Source organism: Agreia sp. Leaf283 (genome assembly GCF_001422485.1).
GTDB lineage: Bacteria > Actinomycetota > Actinomycetes > Actinomycetales > Microbacteriaceae > Agreia.
The window spans coordinates 767561-786175 of the sequence record NZ_LMNF01000001.1 but is presented as its reverse complement, the minus strand read 5'-3'; the positions used below and the strand labels follow the sequence as shown (position 1 = coordinate 786175).

Sequence of the window (18615 nt, the reverse complement as noted above, 5' to 3'; positions counted from 1 at the left end):
ATGACCGACCTCATCCAGGCCCCCGCCGACCCGCGACTGCTCGAACTGCTGTCGAAGCTGACCCTCGAAGAGAAGGTGCTCGTGCTCACCGGGCACGACTTCTGGGCCACGTGGCCGCTCGAGAAGATCGGACTGCGCCGCATGCTCGTCTCCGACGGGCCGTCGGGTGTTCGCGGCGAGGTGTGGGACGAGCGCAGCCCGTCGCTCAACCTGCCCTCGGCCACCGCGCTCGGCTCGTCATGGGATGCGGACATCGCCCGCCGCTACGGGAACGTCGCCGCCGTGGAGGCGCGTCGCAAGGGTGTCGACGTTGTACTCGGCCCGACCATCAACCTGCACCGCTCCCCGCTCGGCGGCCGCCACTTCGAAGCGTTCAGCGAGGACCCGGTTCTCACCGCCGACCTGGCCGCCGCCTACGTCGTGGGCATGCAGGAGAACGGCGTGGGTGCGACGCCCAAGCACTACATCGCCAACGACTTCGAGACCGACCGTTTCACCGTCGACGTGCGTGTGGCCGAGCGCCCCCTGCGCGAGCTCTACCTGCTCGCCTTCGAGAAGGCCATCACCGAGGCGCACGCCTGGCTCGTCATGAGTTCGTACAACTCCGTCAACGGCGCCACGGTCACCGAGAACGACCTGCTCGAGACCCCGCTGAACTCGGAGTGGGGCTTCGACGGCGTGGTCATCAGCGACTGGACCGCGGTGCGCGACGTGAACAGTGCGCGCTTCTCCCAAGACCTGGTGATGCCCGGACCGGCAGGTCCCTGGGGCGACGCCCTCGTCGCCGCCGTGCGTGCCGGCGAGGTCGAGGAGTCGGCCGTCGACCGAAAGGTGCTGCGACTGCTGGCCCTGGCCGCCCGGGTCGGAGCGCTCGAGGGATTCGACGCCTCCGTGCCCGAGCCGGTCGTGGTCGAAGACGGTGTCGCCTTCGCGCGCACTGCCGAGGTCGAGGGCGCCGTTCTCGTGCGCAACGAGAACTCCGAGCTGCCGTGGAACGCCGCATCGCTGACCTCGGTCGCCGTGATCGGGCACAACGCCCGCTTCGCCCGCACTCAGGGCGGCGGAAGCGCCACGGTTCTTCCCGACAAGGTGGTCACGCCGCTCGACGGACTGCGCAGCGCCCTTCCCGACGTCGCGATCAGCTACTCCGTCGGCGCGGTCGTTCAGGAGGGCATCGCCGAGCTCCCGCTCGAGAGCATGACCAACCCGGCCACCGGCGAACCGGGCGCGCACGTGCGGTTCCTCGACGCATCCGGTGCCTCGATCTTCGACGAGGAGCGCCGCGCTTCGGCGCTCGTCTGGTTCGGCGGCGACGCCCCGATCGCGCAGGCCTCGTCGCTCGAGTTCAGCACCCGCTACACGCCGGATGCGACAGGCGAGATCCTGCTCGGCTTTGCGGGCGCCGGTAACGGCCGAGTGATCGTGAACGGCGAACTGCTGCATGAGGAGAAGGTGGTCACCGCCGGAACCGACCTCGGCGCGGCGTTCCTCTCACCGCCCTCGAGCTCGGTCGCGGTTCCCGTCGTCGAGGGCGAGCCGATCGATGTCACCATCGAATACGACATCGAGCAGGGCGGTCCGCTGGCCGGCGCGCTGAGCATCACGATCGGCATCGAGCCGGATCGCTCGCACCCCGAGCAGCTCATCGCCGACGCCGTCGAGGCGGCCCGTTCGGCCGACGTCGCCGTGGTGGTCGTGGGAACGAACTCGCGCGTCGAGTCCGAGGGCTACGACCGCGAGTCGCTGGCTCTTCCGGGTCGGCAGGACGAGCTCGTGCGCGCCGTCGCCGCGGTCAACCCGCGCACCGTCGTGGTGGTCAACTCGGGATCGCCCGTGCTGCTGCCGTGGCGCAACGAGGTCGCCGCCGTTCTGCTCAGCTGGTTCGGAGGACAGGAGTACGGAGACGCGGTCGCCGACATCCTGCTCGGGCTCGCCGAGCCGGGCGGCCGCCTGCCCACGACCTGGCCGATCGAGCAGTCCGACGTGCCCGTGATCGACGTGACGCCCCAGAACGGTGTCGTGTCGTATGACGAGGGCATCCATATCGGGTATCGGGCCTGGCTGAAGGCCGGCACAGAGCCCGCCTACGAATTCGGCCACGGCCTCGGTTACACCACCTGGACCGTCGACGACCTCGCGCTCGACACCTCGTCGATCGCCGAGGGCGGCACCGTCTCGGCCGCCGTGCGCGTCACGAACACGGGAACGCGTCTCGGCAAGCAGGTCGTGCAGCTCTACGCCTCACGCGAGAGCTCGGCGATCGACCGCCCGGTGCGCTGGCTCGTCGGCTTCGCCGCCGTGCGCGTCGAACCGGGCGAGAGCGCGTGGGTCACCATTCCGGTGTCGGCTCGCGCCTTCGCCGACTGGGGCGTGGATGCGCAGGGCGCCCCGGGCTGGCACTACGAGCCCGGCGTGTTCCGTCTGCACGCGGGCACCAGTGTCTCGGCGCTCGCCCGCTCGAAGTCGGTCGAGGTCACCGCGTGAGCGAGGGCGTCACAGGCGGCAGCGCCTGGCCCAACCCGCTCATCGCCGGCTTCTACCCCGACCCGAGCGTGCTGAAGGTCGGCGACGACTACTACCTGGTGAACTCGACCTTCGAGTACCTTCCCGGAATCCCCGTGTTCCACAGCCGCGACCTCGTCGAGTGGACGCAGATCGGCCACGTCGTCTCGCGTGAGGGTCAGCTCGACTCGCACGCGGTGCCGACGCTCGGCGGGGCGTGGGCTCCCACGATCCGGCACCGCGACGGCGTCTTCTACGTCGTCGTGACGGATGCGATGGGTCGCGGAATGCTGATCTTCACGGCCACCGACCCGGCCGGCCCCTGGAGCGACGGCACGCTCGTCGACGGGGTGCACGGCATCGACTCCGACCTCGCCTGGGACTCGGACGGGCTCGCGTACATCACCTATTCGGGCCTCGACGTGACCAGCGGCAACCCTCCCGGCGAGCACGGCGGCATCCTGCAGGTGACCGTCGACCTCTCGACCGGCGCCGTGCTCTCTCCGCCCGTTCCGCTGTGGCAGGGATCCGGGCTCAAGTTCCCCGAAGCGCCCCACCTCTACCAGCACGGCGACTACTGGTACCTCGTGATCGCCGAGGGCGGCACCGAGCGCGGGCACGGCATCAGCGTGGCCCGTGGCACCCACCCGGCGGGGCCGTTCGAGCCGGGGCCGGGCAACCCCATCCTGTCGGCGCGCAGCACCTCGCGGCCCATCCAGAACACCGGCCACGGCGACCTCGTCGAGACCCCGGATGGCGGCTGGGCGATCGTGATGCTCGGCATGCGGCCCACCGGCATGACGCAGGCGTTCTCGGCGATGGGGCGCGAGACGTTCATCACCGATGCGCGCTGGACGGCCGACGGGTGGCTCGAGGCCGACCCTGTTCTGCTCAACCCGCGGGCGGGGGAGTTCGAGTTCTCGGATTCGTTCGAGGGAACCTCGTTGGGGCTCGAGTGGATCGGCGTGCGGCGGTATCCGTCGTCGTTCGCGTCGCTGAGTGCGTGGCCCGGGCAGGTCGTTCTGAGCGGCGACGGGTCGACCCTCGACGATCTGAGGCCGGCGTTCCTCGGGTATCGGCAGCAGCATCCGCTCGCCTCGGTGTCGGTGCTGGTCGACCCCGGATCGGATGGTCTCGGCGGGCTGGGCGTTCGCTACGACGAGCTGCACCACTACGAGGTGGAGGTGTCTGCGGGGCGGGTGACCGCGCGCGCGGCCGTGGCGGGCATCCGGCAGGAGTGGAGCGCCTCGATCTCACCCGAGTCGCCCGTGACGCTGCGCCTCGACTTCGTCGCGTCAGTCGGCGAGGGCTTCCTGCCGAATCTCACCAGCGATGTCGTCGTGTTGAGCGTCGAAACCGCCGAGGGCGAGCAGCACGAGCTGGCGCGCGTCGACGGCCGCTACCTCTCGCAGGAGACGGCCGCCTCGTTCACGGGCCGCGTCATCGGCCTCTACGCCACCTCCGGAGACGTGGCCTTCACGGCCTTCCACTACGAGGGCCGCGACTGACCCCTTCGGTGCGCTGGCGAACTGACGCGAAGTGCTCTGGGGTGCTGGCGAACTGACGCGAAGTGCTCTTTTTCTGTCGAGATAGAGCAGTTTGCGTCAGTTCGGTGCCCTCCGTCGGCCGGAAGGCAGCACTTCAGGTCAGCTCGCGGTGGTCGAACCAGCTGAACGCGACTCGTTCAGGGTGGTCAGGTACTGCTCGACGCGGGCGACGTTGTGCGGGGGCATCATGATGAGCGACTTGCCCAGAGGGCTGCCACTCTTCCAGCGGCCGTCCTTCGTCCAGCCCAGGCCGATGAAGTAGCCGAGCTCTGCGAAGAGCGCCTCGAGTCCGTCGCGCGCCTCGGTGTCGCCGACGATCCGAGACAGCGGAGTCTCCATGGTCAGCGGCTCGACCTCCGCGGCGGCGACGAGCGCCGACACGTCGGCCGTGAACTCGTGCCGCCCCGATCCGACCTCGATCGCCTCAGAGGCAGCGCCGACATCAATGCCTGAGCCCGGCAGCGTGATGCGCGCGGTGACGTTCGGCGGAACCACCGCGACGAGCAGGAACGACGCGCCCTCGAGCATCCACGACACGTCGACGAGACCGAAGCCGGTGTCGAGGCTCGCGTGCGCACGGGTGAGCCCGCCCCCGAGCACGGGAGCGATCTCGACGACCGAGTAGCCGGGCGCGCCGGGAGCGATTCCGCCGATCGAGCGCTGCATCCAATCCGCCACCGCGCCCAGCGCGTAGTGATTGAACGACGTCATCTCGCCCGGGTTGATGCTGCCGTCGGGCAGCATGCTGTCCCAGCGCTCCCAGATCGTGGTCGCGCCCATGGTGATCGGGTACAGCCACGACGGGCAGCCCTCTTCGAGCAGAAGCCTGAACGCCACGTCGCTCTGCCCGCCGCGCACGAGCGCGTCGCAGATCAGGGGAGTGCCCACGAATCCGGTGCCGATGCGGTAGCCGTGCGAGCGCACGAGCTCCGCGAGTCGCGCCCCGGCCGTGGCCAGCGCCTGCGGCTCGGTGATCAGCTCGAAGCCGATCGCGATCGCGTACGCGGTGTGCGCATCCGACATCACGCGCCCGGCGGGCGTCACATACTCGGCGAGGAAGGCCGATCGGATGCCCTCGGCCAGCTCGCCGTATCGGCTCGCGTCGGCCGCATGGCCGAGCACGCGGGCGGCCTCGGCGGTACGCGCCGTCGAGCGGTAGAAGTAGGCGGTGGCCACGATGTCCGGATCGGTCTTCGCCTTCGCCGGGTTCTCGGGCGGCGCGCTCGGGTCGAGCCAGTCGCCGAACTGGAACCCGCCCGTCCACAGGTGGTCGTCGCCGGCCAGCGCATCCACCACGTCGACCCACCGGGTCATGCTCTCGTACTGCGCGGCCAACGCGACCCGGTCTGCGAAACGCTCGAAGAGGGCATCCGGAACCAGCGTCGCGGCATCGCCCCACGCGGCCGCGGCCATCGGCGGGGTCGGAAGCGGGCTGGGGACGACGAACGGCACCACGCCCGCGGCCTTGCGCTGCTCGGCCTCAAGGTCGCGCAGCCACGAGCCGAGGAAGCCGCTCGTGTCGTAGAGGTAGCTCGCGGTGGGCGCGAAGACCTGGATGTCGCCGGTCCAGCCGAGGCGTTCGTCTCGCTGCGGGCAGTCGGTCGGCAGGCTCAGGAAGTTGCCGCGCATGCCCCAGAGCACGTTCGAGTGCAGCTGGTCGAGCATCGGATTGCTCGTCTCGAGGTAGCCGGTGCGCACCATGTCGTTGTGAACGACCACCGCGGAGATGTCGTCGAGCGTGAGCTCGCCGGGCCAGTTCGTGATCTCCGCATAGCGGAACCCGTGGAACGTGAAGCGCGGGCTCCACGTGCGCTCGCCGCCGCCGTCGCCGGTGAATGTGTCGGTCGCCTTCGCGAAGCGCAGCGGCCGGATGCCCAGCTCGCCGTCTTCGAGCACCTCGGCGTGGCGCAGGGTCACCTCGTGCCCCGCCGGCGCGTCGATCCGCAACTCGAGCCAGCCCACGAGGTTCTGGCCGAAGTCGACGAGGGTCTTGCCCGACGGCGAGGTGAAGATGCGCTGCGCGGGCATGGTCTGGATGCGACGCACGGGCGGCGCGAACGACGGCACGAGCCGCGCGGGGTCGGCTTCGTCGGTGCTCAGCTCGTGGGTGCGGGCCGGCTCGGGGAACCCGGCGCCGACGGCGAGGAGGGCGTCGTCGTCTTCGCGGGCGTCGAACGCCTCGCCGGGGTAGATGCCGGCGCTGACGACGGGCCCTGCGGCGGTGCCCTGCCAGCTGTCGTCGGTGATGACGCGCTCGACAGTGCCGTCTTCGTAGCTCACGACGAGCTGGGCCGAGAGGGCGACGGGGCCCGGGTAGAAGGTGGCGAAGTTGCCGTCGAAGCCGAAGCGCTCGCGGTACCAGCCCTCGGCAACGGTGGCGCCGAGCACCACGGCTTCGCCCGCGGCGAGGCGATCGGTCACGTCGTAGCTCTGGAAGGTGAGGCGGTCGTCGTAGGCGGTCCAGCCCGGGGTGAGCACCTCGTCGCCCACGACCGAACCCGCCAGGGTGAGCTCGTAGATGCCATGGGCGGTGGCGGAGAGCACCGCGGAGGTGACGTCGCTGCTCGGCGTGAACTCGGTGCGGAAGCGCACGGTTCCGCGGTCCAGGTTGCTGTGCTGCGCGAGGTCGGCATCGGTGGGCCCATCGACCGCGATGAAGGGGGCGACCCAGTCGTCGGCAGTGAGCGGGCCGGTGCGCAGCGATGCCCAGTCGCCGAACTCCGAGGTCGAGCCGTCTTCGCCGCGCACGCGCACGCGCACCTCGGCGGAGTCGTAGGCGGCGAGCGGCGCGAACGGCCACGCGACGTGCTGCGACTCGCGCCCGTCGACGGTGAACGACTCCGTGCTGCCGGCATTCGAGCTTCCGGCATGCGAGCCGCTCTGCGAGCCGCGGCGTATCTCGATGTCGGCCGACGCCTGCAGCCAGCCCGGCGCATCCGTGGTCACCTGCCACGAGAGCGACGGGATGCCCGTGGCCAGGAACTCGGGTCGGCCCCGGCCCTCGGCCCAGAGCTTCGAGACGGTGACAGTGGAGTCGGATGGTGACTGGGACATGGACTCTCCGTTGAGACGTGGGACGCGCGGCGAATGAACCGATTCAAAAACCTTACAGTCGTTCGGTTTTTACCGCTAGTGGGCGGGGCGGGGTGGTCTCGATACGCTCGTTCCTCGCTACTCGACCGGCGCAAGTGGGCGAGCGCGCGTTCAGCGGGCGAGCGCTCCACCGGCGACGGCGCGTTCGCCCGCTGGGGGCGCGCTCGCTGCCCTTCGACAGGCTCAGGGAACGACAGGCTCAGGGAACGGGAGGGGGCTCAGGGAGCGGCGGCGCTCAGCTCCAGGGGCGGGCGGCGCGCGCCTCCCAGTACTGTTCGGCCGGCTCGGCCAGTGCCGCGAGGCGCTCCTCGTCGAGAGAGGGCGCGCGCGCCTCGAGGTTCTGCTTGAGCTGCTTGCGGGTCACCGCTCCGGTCAACACGATGTCGGCCCACGGATGCGCGACGGCCGCACCGATGGCCAGCCCGTCGAGGCGCTGGCCGTCTTCGGCGGCGAGGGCAGCGGCGGCCGCACCGATGGCCAGCCCGTCGAGGCGCTGGCCGTCTTCGGCGGCGAGGGCAGCGGCGGCCGCGACCGCGGCATCCGGAACCGCCCCGCCGGCAGCGCCCGGAACAGACCCGTCAGACCCGGCAGCACCTGCGCTTGCAGCCCGCGACGTCAGCCGCCCATTGGCCAGCACCTCCTTCACCACGACGAGCCACTTGGCGTCGTTCGCCGCGGCGAGCGCCTCGCCCACCGAGGGCTCGAGAAGGTTCCAGGTGGACTGCACGGCAGAGAACGGGGAGTCGGCCAGGCCGAGCGCGCGCTCGATCACGGCGGCCTGCGCCGGCCCGCTCGTCGAGAAGCCCACGCGCACCCCGCTCTCGCGCAGCGCGCGCAGCCGGTCGAGCAGCGCGCCGTCGTCGAGGGCCGTGCTGTCGGAGGTCAGGGAGTGCACGAGGTACACGTCGGGTTCGGTGCCGAGCGTCTCGAGCGTCTGCGCCCACTGCCGCTCGAACATCGCGAGGGAGTGCTCCTTGCGCTCCTGCTGCGGCGCGTCGAGCCGCCAGTCGCCGGTGTACTCGTAGCCCCACTTCGATCCGATGGTCAGCTCGTCGCGATACCCCGGATGCGCGGCGAGCCACGATCCGAGGAACTCCTCGGCGCGTCCGTACGAGCGCGCCGCGTCGACGTAGCGGATGCCCAGCCACCACGCGGCATCCAGAAGCTTGTGCGCCCGCTCGCGCATCGCATCCACGCTGCGATCGGCGCCCTCGCCCAGGTCCTTCGTGCGCCCGGCGGTGATGTACGCGGGGCGGCCGATAGCGGCGAGTCCCAGCCCCAGGCGCGACGCGATGCTGTCTTCGATCTCGATGTCTTCCACCGTTCGAGCGTACGCGGGTCAGTTGACACGCACCCAAACACCACATAGTGTTCTTGCTTGTATACAGGTTCGGATACAAGGTCGATGCAGACCGCGGACCGTGACACGAACCGTCCACACGACACAAAGGAGTCTCCGTGGGGAACCATGATCTGGGCAGCAGCGTCGACACCACACTCGTCAGCGGCTCCTCGTTCCTGCGGGGCCACGTGCTGCGCGAACTCCAGATGGCCATCGGCGCCGAGCACGTGTCGATCGATCAGGCCGAGACGCAGGAGCAGGCCGCCGACTGGTCGTGGATGAGCAAGTACCTGCAGTATCGCGATCTCGCGGTGCCCGCCGCCGACTTCGTAGTGCGCCCGGGAACGACCGCCGACGTGCAGGCCGTCGTGCGACTCGCATCCGACTACCGCATCCCCGTGGTCCCGCGCGGCGGAGGCTCCGGCACCCAGGGCGGCACCTTCGCGCCCTACGGCGGAATAGCCGTCGACCTCACCCGCCTGAACACGATCGTCGAGATCGACGAGGAGAGCCTGGTCGTGACGACGGGTGCGGGAATCGACGGCCCGACGCTCGAGGCGGCCCTCAACGAGAAGGGCCTCACGCTCGCGCACTACCCCGGCAGCTACCACCTCGGCGCCACGATCGGCGGCTTCATCGCCGCCCGAGGCTCGGGAGTCGTGAGCACCAAGTACGGCAAGGCCGAAGACCAGGTGCTGCAGGTCGAGGCCGTCGTCGCGCCCGGCACGGTCGTCAAGACGCTGAACGTTCCGAGCCACGCCGCGGGCTCCGACCTGCTGCAGACCTTCGTCGGCAGCGAGGGCACCCTCGGCGTGATCACCGAGGCCAGCCTCCGCATCGACCCCCTGCCCGAGGCCCGTGGGTTCCTCTCTTTCAGCTTCCCCGACATCTTCGCGGGCATGGATGCGGGTCGCCGCATCATGACCGCCAGGTTGCGTCCCGCGGTCATCCGGCTCTACGACGAGGCAGACTCGAAGAAGCTCAAGGACTGGGTCGGCACCCCGTTCACCGGCACCCTCATGGTGATCATGTGCGACGGCGATCAGGAGCTCGTCGACTACGAGCTGCGCGCCATCACCGCGCAGGCGGAGAAGGCCGGCGGCACCTCGCTCGGCCCCGATGTGGGGCGCATCTGGTGGGACGGGAAGTACGAGCCCTACGCGAAGGGCAAGCTGCCCCAGCCGCCTCTGCTCTACGGAACCTTCGACACCGTCGCCCGCTTCAGCGACCTGCCCGCGATCTACCGGGCCAAGAAGTCGGCGATCGAAGCGCAGTTCGCCGACTACGGCGCCCGCTACACGGCCCACCTCTCGCACTGGTACGACTGGGGCGCCATGATCTACGACCGGTTCTATGTCGACGAGCCGCCCACCGACCCGGCCGAGGCCATGGCGCTGCACGACAGGCTGTGGGATGTTGGAATCCGTGAGGGAATCTCAGCGGGGGGCGTGCTCAATGATCACCACGGCGTGGGAATGAAGCTCGGTCGATTCATGCGCCTCCAGCACGGCACCGGCTTCGAGCTCATGCGTGCACTCAAAGACGCGTGGGATCCCGACGGAATCATGAACCCCGGCAAACTCGGCTTCGGGCCGCCCCGCAACTCCCGCTGGTAGCCGGCCCCCGGCATCCGGCCCCCACAACTGAACAGCCTCACCCCCACCCCGCAATTCTCAAAGGAGAGAGTCATGCATCTGTCCATGCACAACTGGATGCGATCGGAACCGATCGAGACCACGATCGCCCGTCTCGCGAAATACGGCTACAAGAGCATCGAGATCTCGGGAGAGCCCGAGAAGTACGACCCCAAGCATGTGCGCGGGCTGCTCGACCACTACGGCCTCGACTGCTGGGGATCCGTGACGCTCATGGTCGGCGGCCGCAACATGCAGTCCGGCGACGAAGGCGTGCGCGCGTCGAGCGTGCAGTACGTGAAGGACTGCATCCAGCTCGTCTCCGACCTCGACGGCCAGATCCTCACGCTCGTTCCGGGCGAGGTGGGCAAGATCACGCCCGACTCGACTCCCGAGAACGAGTGGGGCTGGCTCGTCGACGGCGTCAAGGAGATCTACGAGGTCGCCGAGGCCAAAGGCGTGCGCGTCGGCATCGAACCGCTCAACCGCTTCGAGTCGTATCTCATCACCCGCGCCGAGCAGGCGCTGGCGCTCTGCGACGCCGTGGGCCCGAACCTCGGAGTGGTGCTGGATGCGTTCCACATCAACATCGAGGAGGCGAACCTCTGGGACGCCATCCGGCTTGTCGGCCCGAAGCTCGTCGACTTCCACGTCGCCGAGAACAACCGGATGCCCGCCGGCTACGGGGACTACGACTGGCAGAGGGTCGTCTCGACGCTCGAGGAGATCGGCTACGACGGCGCCCTCACGGCGGAGTTCGTGGCCCCCGTCGACCGCACGCCGGCGAACAAGTACCCGAACGCGCTCGAGACGAACTTCGACGGGCTCGACATCGACCCCGACCAGCTGAAGTTCATCATCGACCACGGCTCGTCGATCCTCACCGAGGAGTACTACGACTGGCTGGTCAAGGTGAACGCCGAAACGCTGCTGCCGCTGATCACGAAGTAGGCCGTGGTTCTTTCTCGAAGGGAGCCCGTCATGGGTGCTGTCGTTCTCATAGCGACGCTCGACACCAAGGGGCCGGAGGTCGCGTATCTGCGCGACCGCCTCGCCTCCCTTGGCGTCGACACCTTCGTGATCGACTCCGGCATCCTGGGCGAGCCGGTGGGCATCACGCCAGACATCTCGCACGGCGAGCTGGCTCGTCGAGGGGGCATGACCCTCGACGAGCTGCAGCACGCCGGAACCCGCGGACGCGCCGTCGAGATCATGCGCACCCTCGTCACCGACCTGGTGCGCGAGAAGTTCGCCCTCGGAGAGGTGGTCGGCGGCATCAGCGTCGGGGGAGTGGGCTCGGTCATGGGCGCCGCCGCCATCCAGGTCCTGCCCGTCGGCGTGCCGAAGATCGTCGTCGCGCCGACGGCATCCGGTCACCACGAATTCGCGCCCTACGTGGGCACGAAAGACGTGATGGTCGTGCACTCGATCGTCGACATCCTGGGCCTCAACCCCATCTCGACCACGGTCTTCGACAACGTGGCCGCGGCGATGCTCGGGATGCTGCGGGCGGGTCATCCGCTCGGCCCGCCGTCGGCAGACACCCGCTATGTGGCCACCACCATGCTGGGCAACACCACCCACGCCGTGGAGGCGATGAAGGCGCGCCTCGCGGAGCTCGGCTACGAGACGGTGGTGTTCCACTCGAACGGCGTCGGCGGGCCCGCCATGGAGGAGCTCGCGGCGGCCGGCCAGTTCGTGGGGGTCATCGACTACACGACGAACGAGATCACGGATCCGCTGACCGGAGGCATCCACAACGGCGGGCCGAACCGTCTGCGGGTCGTGGGCGAACTCGGCTTGCCGCAGGTCATCGTGCCCGGCTGCATCGACTTCTCTGTCTTCGCGGCGGGGCAGATCCCCTCGGCGCTCGCGGGCCGACCCGTCTACGACCACAATCCCGAGTACACGCTCGTGCGCACTCCCGAAGACGAGATGCGACAGATCGGGCGCATCTTCGCGGATCGGCTGAACTCGGCCACCGGGCCGGTGCGCGTCGTCGTTCCGACCCGCGGGCTGTCGATCCCGTCGACGCCCGACGGTCCGTTCTGGAACCCCGCGGCCGACGCCGCGTTCCTCGAGGAGGTGCGGGCGAACATCCGGCCCGACATACCCGTCGAGACCATCGACCTGCACATCAACGACCCCGAGCTCGGGCGCCATGTCGCCGAGCTGTTCAGTACCATCCTCGACTCGACCCGCCCCAAGGAGGCACTCGCATGAGCGAACGCATTGTGAACAGACTGACCGAGGGGGACGAGGAGTTCCGCGAGAAGTTCCGCTCGTGGAACCTGGCGCACCTCTCGTACGTCGACATCGGCGAGTACCTCAAGACGAAGGACACGGTGCTCGTTCCCATCGCGTCGACCGAGCAGCACGGGCCGCACCTGCCGCTGTTCACCGACACGATCACGGCGGTCGAGATCTCGGAGCGCATCTCCGAGGAGATCGGCGTGCTGCACACCCCTCCCATCTGGACGGGCTACTCGCCGCAGCACATGTACGGCGTGGGCGAGGGGCGCGGCACGATCACGGTGCGCTCGTCGACGCTGCTCGCGCTGATGAACGACATCGCGCGCAGCCTCATCCATCACGGATTCAACCGCATCATCTTCATCAACGGCCACGGCTCGAACATCAAGGTCGTCGACCCGGTGCTGCGCAAGCTCCGCTACGAGACGGGCGCGCTGATCTCCTTCGTGAAGCCCTACATGGAGCGCTACGAGGGCATCCTGAAGGGACTCATGGAGAACCCGCCCGAGGAGACTCCCGGCTGGCACTCCTCCGAGCTCGAGACGTCGCAGGACCTGGCCTGGAACGAGAACCTCGTGCGCATGGAGCGCGCCGTCGACACCCGCGCGCACATCCCTGCCTTCCTGCCGAAGGCGTTCTCGAAAGACGACGGGATGCCCGACGCCGAGTTCGAGGGGTACCAGTACTTCAGCTTCCCCATGGACCACCACGAGTTCGTCGAGAACGGGATCATCGGCAACCCGATGCGCGCCACCGCTGAGAAGGGGCACGAGGCCTTCCGCCGGCTGTCGGAGCACGTCGCCCGGGGCATCCTCGAGCTGCAGAAGGTTCCGGTGACGGTGCACAACCGCGAGTTCGTCGACCGCGTGCTGTGATCGTTGCGCCGGTCGCTGAGCTTGTCGAAGCGGGCCGGCGTCGTCACGGGAGCTTATTCTTAGTGCACAAGAAGGGTGGTCTTCGATGGTGATCACAACGACCGAGGCGAGCTCACGGGTCAACGACGCCTACGAGTTCCTGCTCTCGGAGATAACGGGTTTCCGCCTGCGCTCCGGAGCGCCGCTCTCGGAGAACCGCATCGCCAACCAGCTCGGAATCTCGCGCACTCCGGTGCGCGAGGCCCTGCAGCGCCTTGAGAAGGAGGGGCTCGTCAAGCGCACCGACAATGCGCGCTTCACCGTGTCGCAGCTCACGCGCACCGAGGTCAACGACGCCTGCGACCTGCTCGAGGTTCTCGACACCTACATCTGCCGCAAGGCGGCCGAGAAGCTGACGGAAGACGACATCCAACGCCTGCGTTCGTCGGTCGAGGAGATGACGCGGGCGGCGCACGGCGACGATCGCGACTCCTGGTCGGAGGCGGACCTCGCGTTCCACCGACTGGTCAACGGAATCGCGGGCAACCAGCTGGTGGCCGACACGGTCAAGGAGACGCGACGTCGCATCCAGCGCTTCTGGCTGCGCGCGGCCACGCTGCAGCACCGCCTCGAGGCGTGCTCGACCGAGCACCAGGTGCTGGCCGACGCCATGATCGCCAAGGACTACGCGGCCATCGAGCCCGCCGTGAAAGAGCACATCGGCCACATGCGCCGTCGCATGCTCGACATGCTCGACGCTGCCGCGATGCTGCTGGGCGATGCGTAGCCCAGGCGCCCCGCCCCTCCGGCGTCCCGCTCCGCTCCTCTCCTCCCCAGCGACTTGCCGCATAGTGCGCTCCTTCTGCGAAAGGAGAGCAGTTAGCGTCGGTTCGCGTTCTCGGTGACGACGCGAACCGACGCAATCTGCTCTCCTGACGTCAAAAGGCAGCAATTTGCGTCGGTTCGCATCGCCGCCCAGCCGAAGACGACCCTGTGGAGAGGCATCCATCCAGTCGGGCTGCTGCCCCATCATGGGCGCATGACTTCGCACCGACCCCTTCCTCCCCGGCTTCGAGGGCGCGCGTTCTCCGTCAGACAAGCGCGCACCGAAGGTGTCAGCCCGGCACGTCTGCGTAGTTCCGACCTCGCCACCCCGTTCCGCGGGGTGCGGATGCCGGCCGGGACCGCAGTGCAGCTCAGCACTGTCTGCGCCGCCTATCGACACCGCATGTCAGACGGGCAGTTCTTCAGCCACACCACCGCAGCTCGCATGTGGCTTGCACCGCTTGCCGGTTACTTCTCAGCGCTCGAGCCCCTGCATGTGATGTCGAGATCACCGGAGCGCGCCGCCCGCGGTCGAGGCATCGTCGGCCACGAGACGAATGATCCGCGTCTGATCGTGGTCGATCGCTTCGGATTCCCCGTCGCCGACCCCGCCTCGACGTGGCTGCAGCTGGCCGCGACCCCCGGCGTCTCCCTCGACGAACTCATCATCGTGGCCGACCACCTTGTCCTTGTGCCCGAGTACGTGAATCCGGCAGACCCGCGCCCGTTCGTCACGCTCGACGAACTCCGGATGCGCGTGGCCGGCTACTCCGGGCGGGGCGCGCGCCGGGCGCGCGAGGCTCTCGAGCACGTGCGCGTCGGATCGGAGTCGCGCAGGGAGACCCAGCTCCGACTCGCCATCGTGAGGGCTGGACTGCCGGAGCCCGAGCTCAACCAGGTGATCTACTCGAAGGCGGGCGAGCGCATCGGGCGCGCCGACAAGGTGTACCGCCGCTACAAGCTCATCGTGGAGTACGACGGACAGCAGCACAGGACCGACTCCGTGCAGTACGACCGCGACATGACGCGAACCGAGGAGTTCATCAGGGCCGACTGGTTTCCCCTGAAGATCCGCAAGGAGCAGATGCGCAACGGCGCAGCCGAGGCGACGCGCCGCGTCGAACGCGCCCTCCGCGAGAGAGGCTGGACCCCGTGACCGCCTATGCTGCCGGCGACCATCTGTCGCAGAATGCGCTCCGCCCGCCCAGCTCCAGTCGGAAAGTGCCATCCACCCTCTCACAGGGGGCACTGCACCCCTAGGCTGGGGGCCATCCACCCGCAACGCACGAGAAGGACACTCCCCATGCGCTCGACACTCTTCAGCCAGGAGAACAACGAGGTCGAATCCGACGCTCTGATGGCCCTGCAGAACCCCTACATGCTGCGCTCCCGGGTCACGCCCGGGCGAGACCTCATCACCAGGAAAGGCGCGATGGTCGCCTACCAGGGCAACGTCGAGTTCAAGCACGAAGGTGCGAGGGATGCCGGTGCCCTGTTGCGCAAGATGGTCTCGTCGGACGACCAGCCGCTCATGCGCGTGTTCGGACACGGCGACGTGTTCTTCGCGCACCACCGGGCCAACATCCACCTCATTCAGCTCGAGGGCGAGGGCATCACGATCAACGGAACGTCCCTCCTCGCGTTCCAGGCCGACCTCGGCTACGAGCTCACGCGACTCAAGGGTGCGAGCATGCTCGCCGGCGGATTCTGGAACACGACCGTGCACGGCCACGGACACATGGCCGTCGCCACGCAGGGCACCCCGATGATCCTCGACTGCTCGCAGCAGCCCACGTTCACCGACATCAACGCCACCGTCGCCTGGAGTGCGAACCTGCAGCCGACCGTCAAGTCTTCGCTGAGCGCGGGGGCCTTCATCGGTCGTGGATCGGGCGAGGCGTTCCAGTACGCGTTCCACGGACCGGGCTGGGTCATCGTGCAGCCGTCCGAGTTCACGGGCGTGGTCGCGACGGCGTAGCCGCACCAATTGCGCCGGTCGAGTAGGCCGCCCGCGGCCGTATCGAGACCCGTCGAGGTGGTCTCGATACGCCCACTCGTTCCTCGCGGGCTACTCGACCGGCGCAGTGCAGCCGCTAGTCGACCTTCGTCGAGAAGGCGGCGTCGAAGGATGCCGTGGGCGCCTCCCAGAGCAGCGAGCGCACGAAGGCGAGGGCCTCGGGCGCGCCGCGCAGGCGGTCCATGCCGGCGTCCTCCCACTCCACCGAGATGGGGCCGGTGTAGCCGATGTGGTTGAGCGCGCGGAACGCGTCCTCCCACGGAACGTCGCCGTGCCCCGTCGACACGAAGTCCCAGCCGCGGCGCGGGTCGGCCCATGGCAGGTGCGAGCCGAGGATGCCTGCGCGCCCCGAGTTGCCGTTGCGCATGCGGGTGTCCTTGCAGTCGACGTGGTAGATCAGCTCGGCGAACTCGGTGATGAACTCGACCGGGTTGATGCCCTGCCAGACCATGTGGCTCGGGTCCCAGTTCAGCCCGAACGACTTTCTGTGGTCGATGGCTTCGAGGGTGCGAACGGTCGACCAGTAGTCGTAGGCGATCTCCGACGGGTGCACCTCGTGGGCGAAGCGCACGCCCTCGCCCTCGAACACGTCGAGGATCGGGTTCCAGCGGTCGGCGAAGTCCTGGTAGCCGGCATCGATCACGTCTTGACCCACGGGCGGGAACATGGCCACGTACTGCCAGATGCTCGAGCCGGTGAAGCCCACGACGGTGTCGACGCCGAGCTTGCGCGCCGAGATCGCGGTCTTCTTCATCTCCTCGGCAGCGCGCTGGCGAACGCCCTCACCGTCGCCGTCGCCCCAGACCTTCGCCGAGACCATGTCCTTGTGGCGGAAGTCGATGGGGTTGTCGCAGACCGCCTGACCCTTGAGGTGGTTCGAGATCGCGAAGACCTTGAGGTTGTTCTTCTCGAGGATGTCGAGGCGCGACTGCACGTAGGCGTCGTCTTCGGCTGCGCGCCACGGGTCGAGATGATCGCCCCAGCAGGCGATCTCGAGGCCGTCGTAGCCCCACTCTCCGGCGAGCCTGGCCACCTCCTCGAACGGCAGGTCGGCCCACTGGCCGGTGAACAGGGTGACGGGGCGTGTCATGTGCTTCTCCTTGTGCTCGTTCGTTCCCTGAGCCTGTCGAAGGGAACTCGTCTGAACGCTTCCCTTCGACAGGCTCAGGGAACGGATCTGTTACGGGGTGACGGATGCGCCGCCTGCGGCGGCAGAACTCTCCACGGCGGCGAGCACCTTCTGAACCCGCAGTCCGTCGGCGAACGACGGCTGCGACTCGGTGTCGTCGCGGATGGAGTTGAGGAAGTCGGCGAACTGGTGCACGAACGTGTGCTCCCAACCGATGATGTGGCCGTCGGGCCACCAGTGGCCGACATACGGATGCCCGGCCTCGGTCACCAGGATGCGTCGGAACCCCTGTTCCCCGGCCGCATCGCCGGAGTCGAAGAACATCAGCTCGTTGAGGTTCTCGAGGTCGAACGTCAGGCTGCCCTTCTCGCCATAGATCTCGAGCGCGAGGCCGTTCTTGGCGCCGAGCGCGAAGCGCGAGACCTCGAGCTGCACGATGCCGCCCCCTGAGAGCCGACCCGTCGCCCACGCGGCGTCATCCACTGTCACGTCTTCGAGCGCGACGTCAGCCGACCCCGAGTCGGAAGCCGAGCCGCCGATCGCCCCGTCACCGCTGTCGCCCGACGGCCGCTGCGTCACGAAGGTGTGCACGCCACCGGTGAGGCTGTCGATGCTCTCGCCCGTGAGGTGCAGCACGAGGTCGGTGGCGTGCGAGCCGAGGTCGCCGAGCGCGCCCGATCCGGCCTCCTCGCGGCGAAGCCGCCAGCTCATGGGGGAGGAGGGGTCGCTGAGCCAGTCCTGCAGGTAGCTGATGCGCACGTGCCGGATGGGGCCGATGCGGCCGTCGTCGATGAACTTCTTCGCGAGCGCGATGGCGGGCACCCGGCGGTAGTTGAAGTTGACGATCGCGTGCTGCCCGTTGGCCCTGGCCTTCTCGAAGGCCTCGGCCATCTCCTCGGCCTCGGCGACGGTGTTGGCCAGCGGCTTCTCGACGATCACGTGCTTGCCTGCCGCGAGCGCCGCGAGCACGATCTCGTGGTGCAGGATGCCCGGGGTGCAGACGTCGACGATGTGCACGTCGTCGCGCTCCAGCACCGCACGCCAGTCGGTGGCGCTCTCCTTCCAGCCGAACCTCTCGGCGGCGGCGGCGACCTTCGCCGCATCACGACCGACGAGCACGGTCTGCTCGACGGCGGGAACGTCGAAGTAGGCGGCCACGTTGCGCCAGGCTCCCGAGTGGGCCTTGCCCATGAAGGCGTATCCGATGACGGCTACGCCGAGCGGTGCGGCTGCCCGGGGAGTCACGGGGTCTTGGCTCACTTGGTCTCCATTCGCTTCGTCGCGATTTGTTGTGGTGTGCATCTATTCTGCTCCGTTGACAGCGGAGAGCCGTGCAATTAGTGTACAAGAAGTTGTATACAGGTGTGGATACAGTTACGTGTCCAATACCGAATGTTCAATCGATCACAGCGTTGTGAG

The 18615-nt window shown here is 68.5% G+C and carries 13 protein-coding genes; 9 read left to right on the top strand and 4 right to left on the bottom strand.

Features of this window, described 5'->3' with window-relative positions:
• Together ASF51_RS03450 and ASF51_RS03445 are read left to right on the top strand one after the other, a co-directional pair.
• Window positions 1-2484 carry a beta-glucosidase gene (locus ASF51_RS03450; RefSeq protein WP_055925190.1) on the top strand — a complete coding sequence of 828 codons (2484 nt, stop codon included), beginning with the start codon at window positions 1-3 and terminating at the stop codon, window positions 2482-2484.
• The gene (locus tag ASF51_RS03445) at window positions 2481-4010 is read left to right on the top strand and encodes a glycoside hydrolase family 43 protein (protein WP_055925187.1); all 1530 of its coding nucleotides are present in this window, start codon (window positions 2481-2483) and stop codon (window positions 4008-4010) included. The genes ASF51_RS03450 and ASF51_RS03445 overlap by 4 nt, the downstream gene beginning before the upstream one ends.
• A gap of 138 nt (window positions 4011-4148) precedes the next feature.
• Here ASF51_RS03445 and ASF51_RS03440 read toward each other — a convergent pair whose 3' ends face one another.
• Both ASF51_RS03440 and ASF51_RS03435 read right to left on the bottom strand, forming a co-directional pair.
• Entirely contained in the window at window positions 4149-7103 is a 2955-nt protein-coding gene (locus ASF51_RS03440) for an alpha-L-rhamnosidase (RefSeq protein WP_082479511.1), read from the bottom strand.
• Window positions 7104-7377: 274 nt separating this feature from the next.
• A complete protein-coding gene (locus tag ASF51_RS03435) occupies window positions 7378-8463 on the bottom strand; it encodes an aldo/keto reductase (RefSeq protein WP_055925184.1) in 1086 nt (361 codons plus the stop codon).
• A 137-nt stretch (window positions 8464-8600) separates the two neighbouring features.
• Here ASF51_RS03435 and ASF51_RS03430 point away from each other — a divergent pair, with 137 nt between their 5' ends.
• From ASF51_RS03430 to ASF51_RS03400, 7 genes are all read left to right on the top strand, one after another.
• Window positions 8601-10100 carry an FAD-binding oxidoreductase gene (locus tag ASF51_RS03430; RefSeq protein ID WP_055925181.1) on the top strand — a complete coding sequence of 500 codons (1500 nt, stop codon included), beginning with the start codon at window positions 8601-8603 and terminating at the stop codon, window positions 10098-10100.
• Between the two features lie 72 nt (window positions 10101-10172).
• Complete coding sequence (locus ASF51_RS03425) at window positions 10173-11069, top strand: sugar phosphate isomerase/epimerase (RefSeq protein ID WP_055925178.1); 897 nt, start codon at window positions 10173-10175, stop codon at window positions 11067-11069.
• 30 nt (window positions 11070-11099) lie between these two features.
• Window positions 11100-12341, top strand: coding sequence for a Tm-1-like ATP-binding domain-containing protein (locus ASF51_RS03420; RefSeq protein WP_055925175.1), 1242 nt, complete (start codon window positions 11100-11102; stop codon window positions 12339-12341).
• Window positions 12338-13246 carry a creatininase family protein gene (locus tag ASF51_RS03415; RefSeq protein ID WP_055925172.1) on the top strand — a complete coding sequence of 303 codons (909 nt, stop codon included), beginning with the start codon at window positions 12338-12340 and terminating at the stop codon, window positions 13244-13246. The genes ASF51_RS03420 and ASF51_RS03415 overlap by 4 nt, the downstream gene beginning before the upstream one ends.
• Window positions 13247-13331: 85 nt before the next feature.
• Window positions 13332-14012 carry a GntR family transcriptional regulator gene (locus ASF51_RS03410; RefSeq protein ID WP_055925169.1) on the top strand — a complete coding sequence of 227 codons (681 nt, stop codon included), beginning with the start codon at window positions 13332-13334 and terminating at the stop codon, window positions 14010-14012.
• 441 nt (window positions 14013-14453) lie between these two features.
• The gene (locus ASF51_RS03405) at window positions 14454-15206 is read left to right on the top strand and encodes a hypothetical protein (RefSeq protein WP_055925166.1); all 753 of its coding nucleotides are present in this window, start codon (window positions 14454-14456) and stop codon (window positions 15204-15206) included.
• Between the two features lie 147 nt (window positions 15207-15353).
• On the top strand, window positions 15354-16028 hold the full coding sequence (locus ASF51_RS03400) for an AIM24 family protein (RefSeq protein WP_055925162.1): 675 nt from the start codon (window positions 15354-15356) through the stop codon (window positions 16026-16028).
• Between the two features lie 115 nt (window positions 16029-16143).
• On the opposite strand, the gene ASF51_RS03395 is transcribed toward ASF51_RS03400, so the two are convergent.
• Window positions 16144-17157 (bottom strand): sugar phosphate isomerase/epimerase, encoded by a 1014-nt coding sequence (locus ASF51_RS03395; RefSeq protein WP_055925159.1) that lies wholly within the window; start codon window positions 17155-17157, stop codon window positions 16144-16146.
• Between the two features lie 90 nt (window positions 17158-17247).
• Complete coding sequence (locus ASF51_RS03390; protein ID WP_255354399.1) at window positions 17248-18456, bottom strand: Gfo/Idh/MocA family protein; 1209 nt, start codon at window positions 18454-18456, stop codon at window positions 17248-17250.
• Window positions 18457-18615 lie beyond the last annotated feature (159 nt).

Bases quoted from the DNA above. Each gene is read 5' to 3' on its own strand.
- ASF51_RS03395 (WP_055925159.1), bottom strand. From the start codon at position 17,157: ATGACACGCCCCGTCACCCTGTTCACCGGCCAGTGGGCCGACCTGCCG.
- ASF51_RS03405 (WP_055925166.1), top strand. From the start codon at position 14,454: ATGTCAGACGGGCAGTTCTTCAGCCACACCACCGCAGCTCGCATGTGG.
- ASF51_RS03440 (WP_082479511.1), bottom strand. From the start codon at position 7,103: ATGTCCCAGTCACCATCCGACTCCACTGTCACCGTCTCGAAGCTCTGG.
- ASF51_RS03400 (WP_055925162.1), top strand. From the start codon at position 15,354: ATGCGCTCGACACTCTTCAGCCAGGAGAACAACGAGGTCGAATCCGAC.
- ASF51_RS03410 (WP_055925169.1), top strand. From the start codon at position 13,332: ATGGTGATCACAACGACCGAGGCGAGCTCACGGGTCAACGACGCCTAC.
- ASF51_RS03420 (WP_055925175.1), top strand. From the start codon at position 11,100: ATGGGTGCTGTCGTTCTCATAGCGACGCTCGACACCAAGGGGCCGGAG.
- ASF51_RS03425 (WP_055925178.1), top strand. From the start codon at position 10,173: ATGCATCTGTCCATGCACAACTGGATGCGATCGGAACCGATCGAGACC.
- ASF51_RS03415 (WP_055925172.1), top strand. From the start codon at position 12,338: ATGAGCGAACGCATTGTGAACAGACTGACCGAGGGGGACGAGGAGTTC.
- ASF51_RS03450 (WP_055925190.1), top strand. From the start codon at position 1: ATGACCGACCTCATCCAGGCCCCCGCCGACCCGCGACTGCTCGAACTG.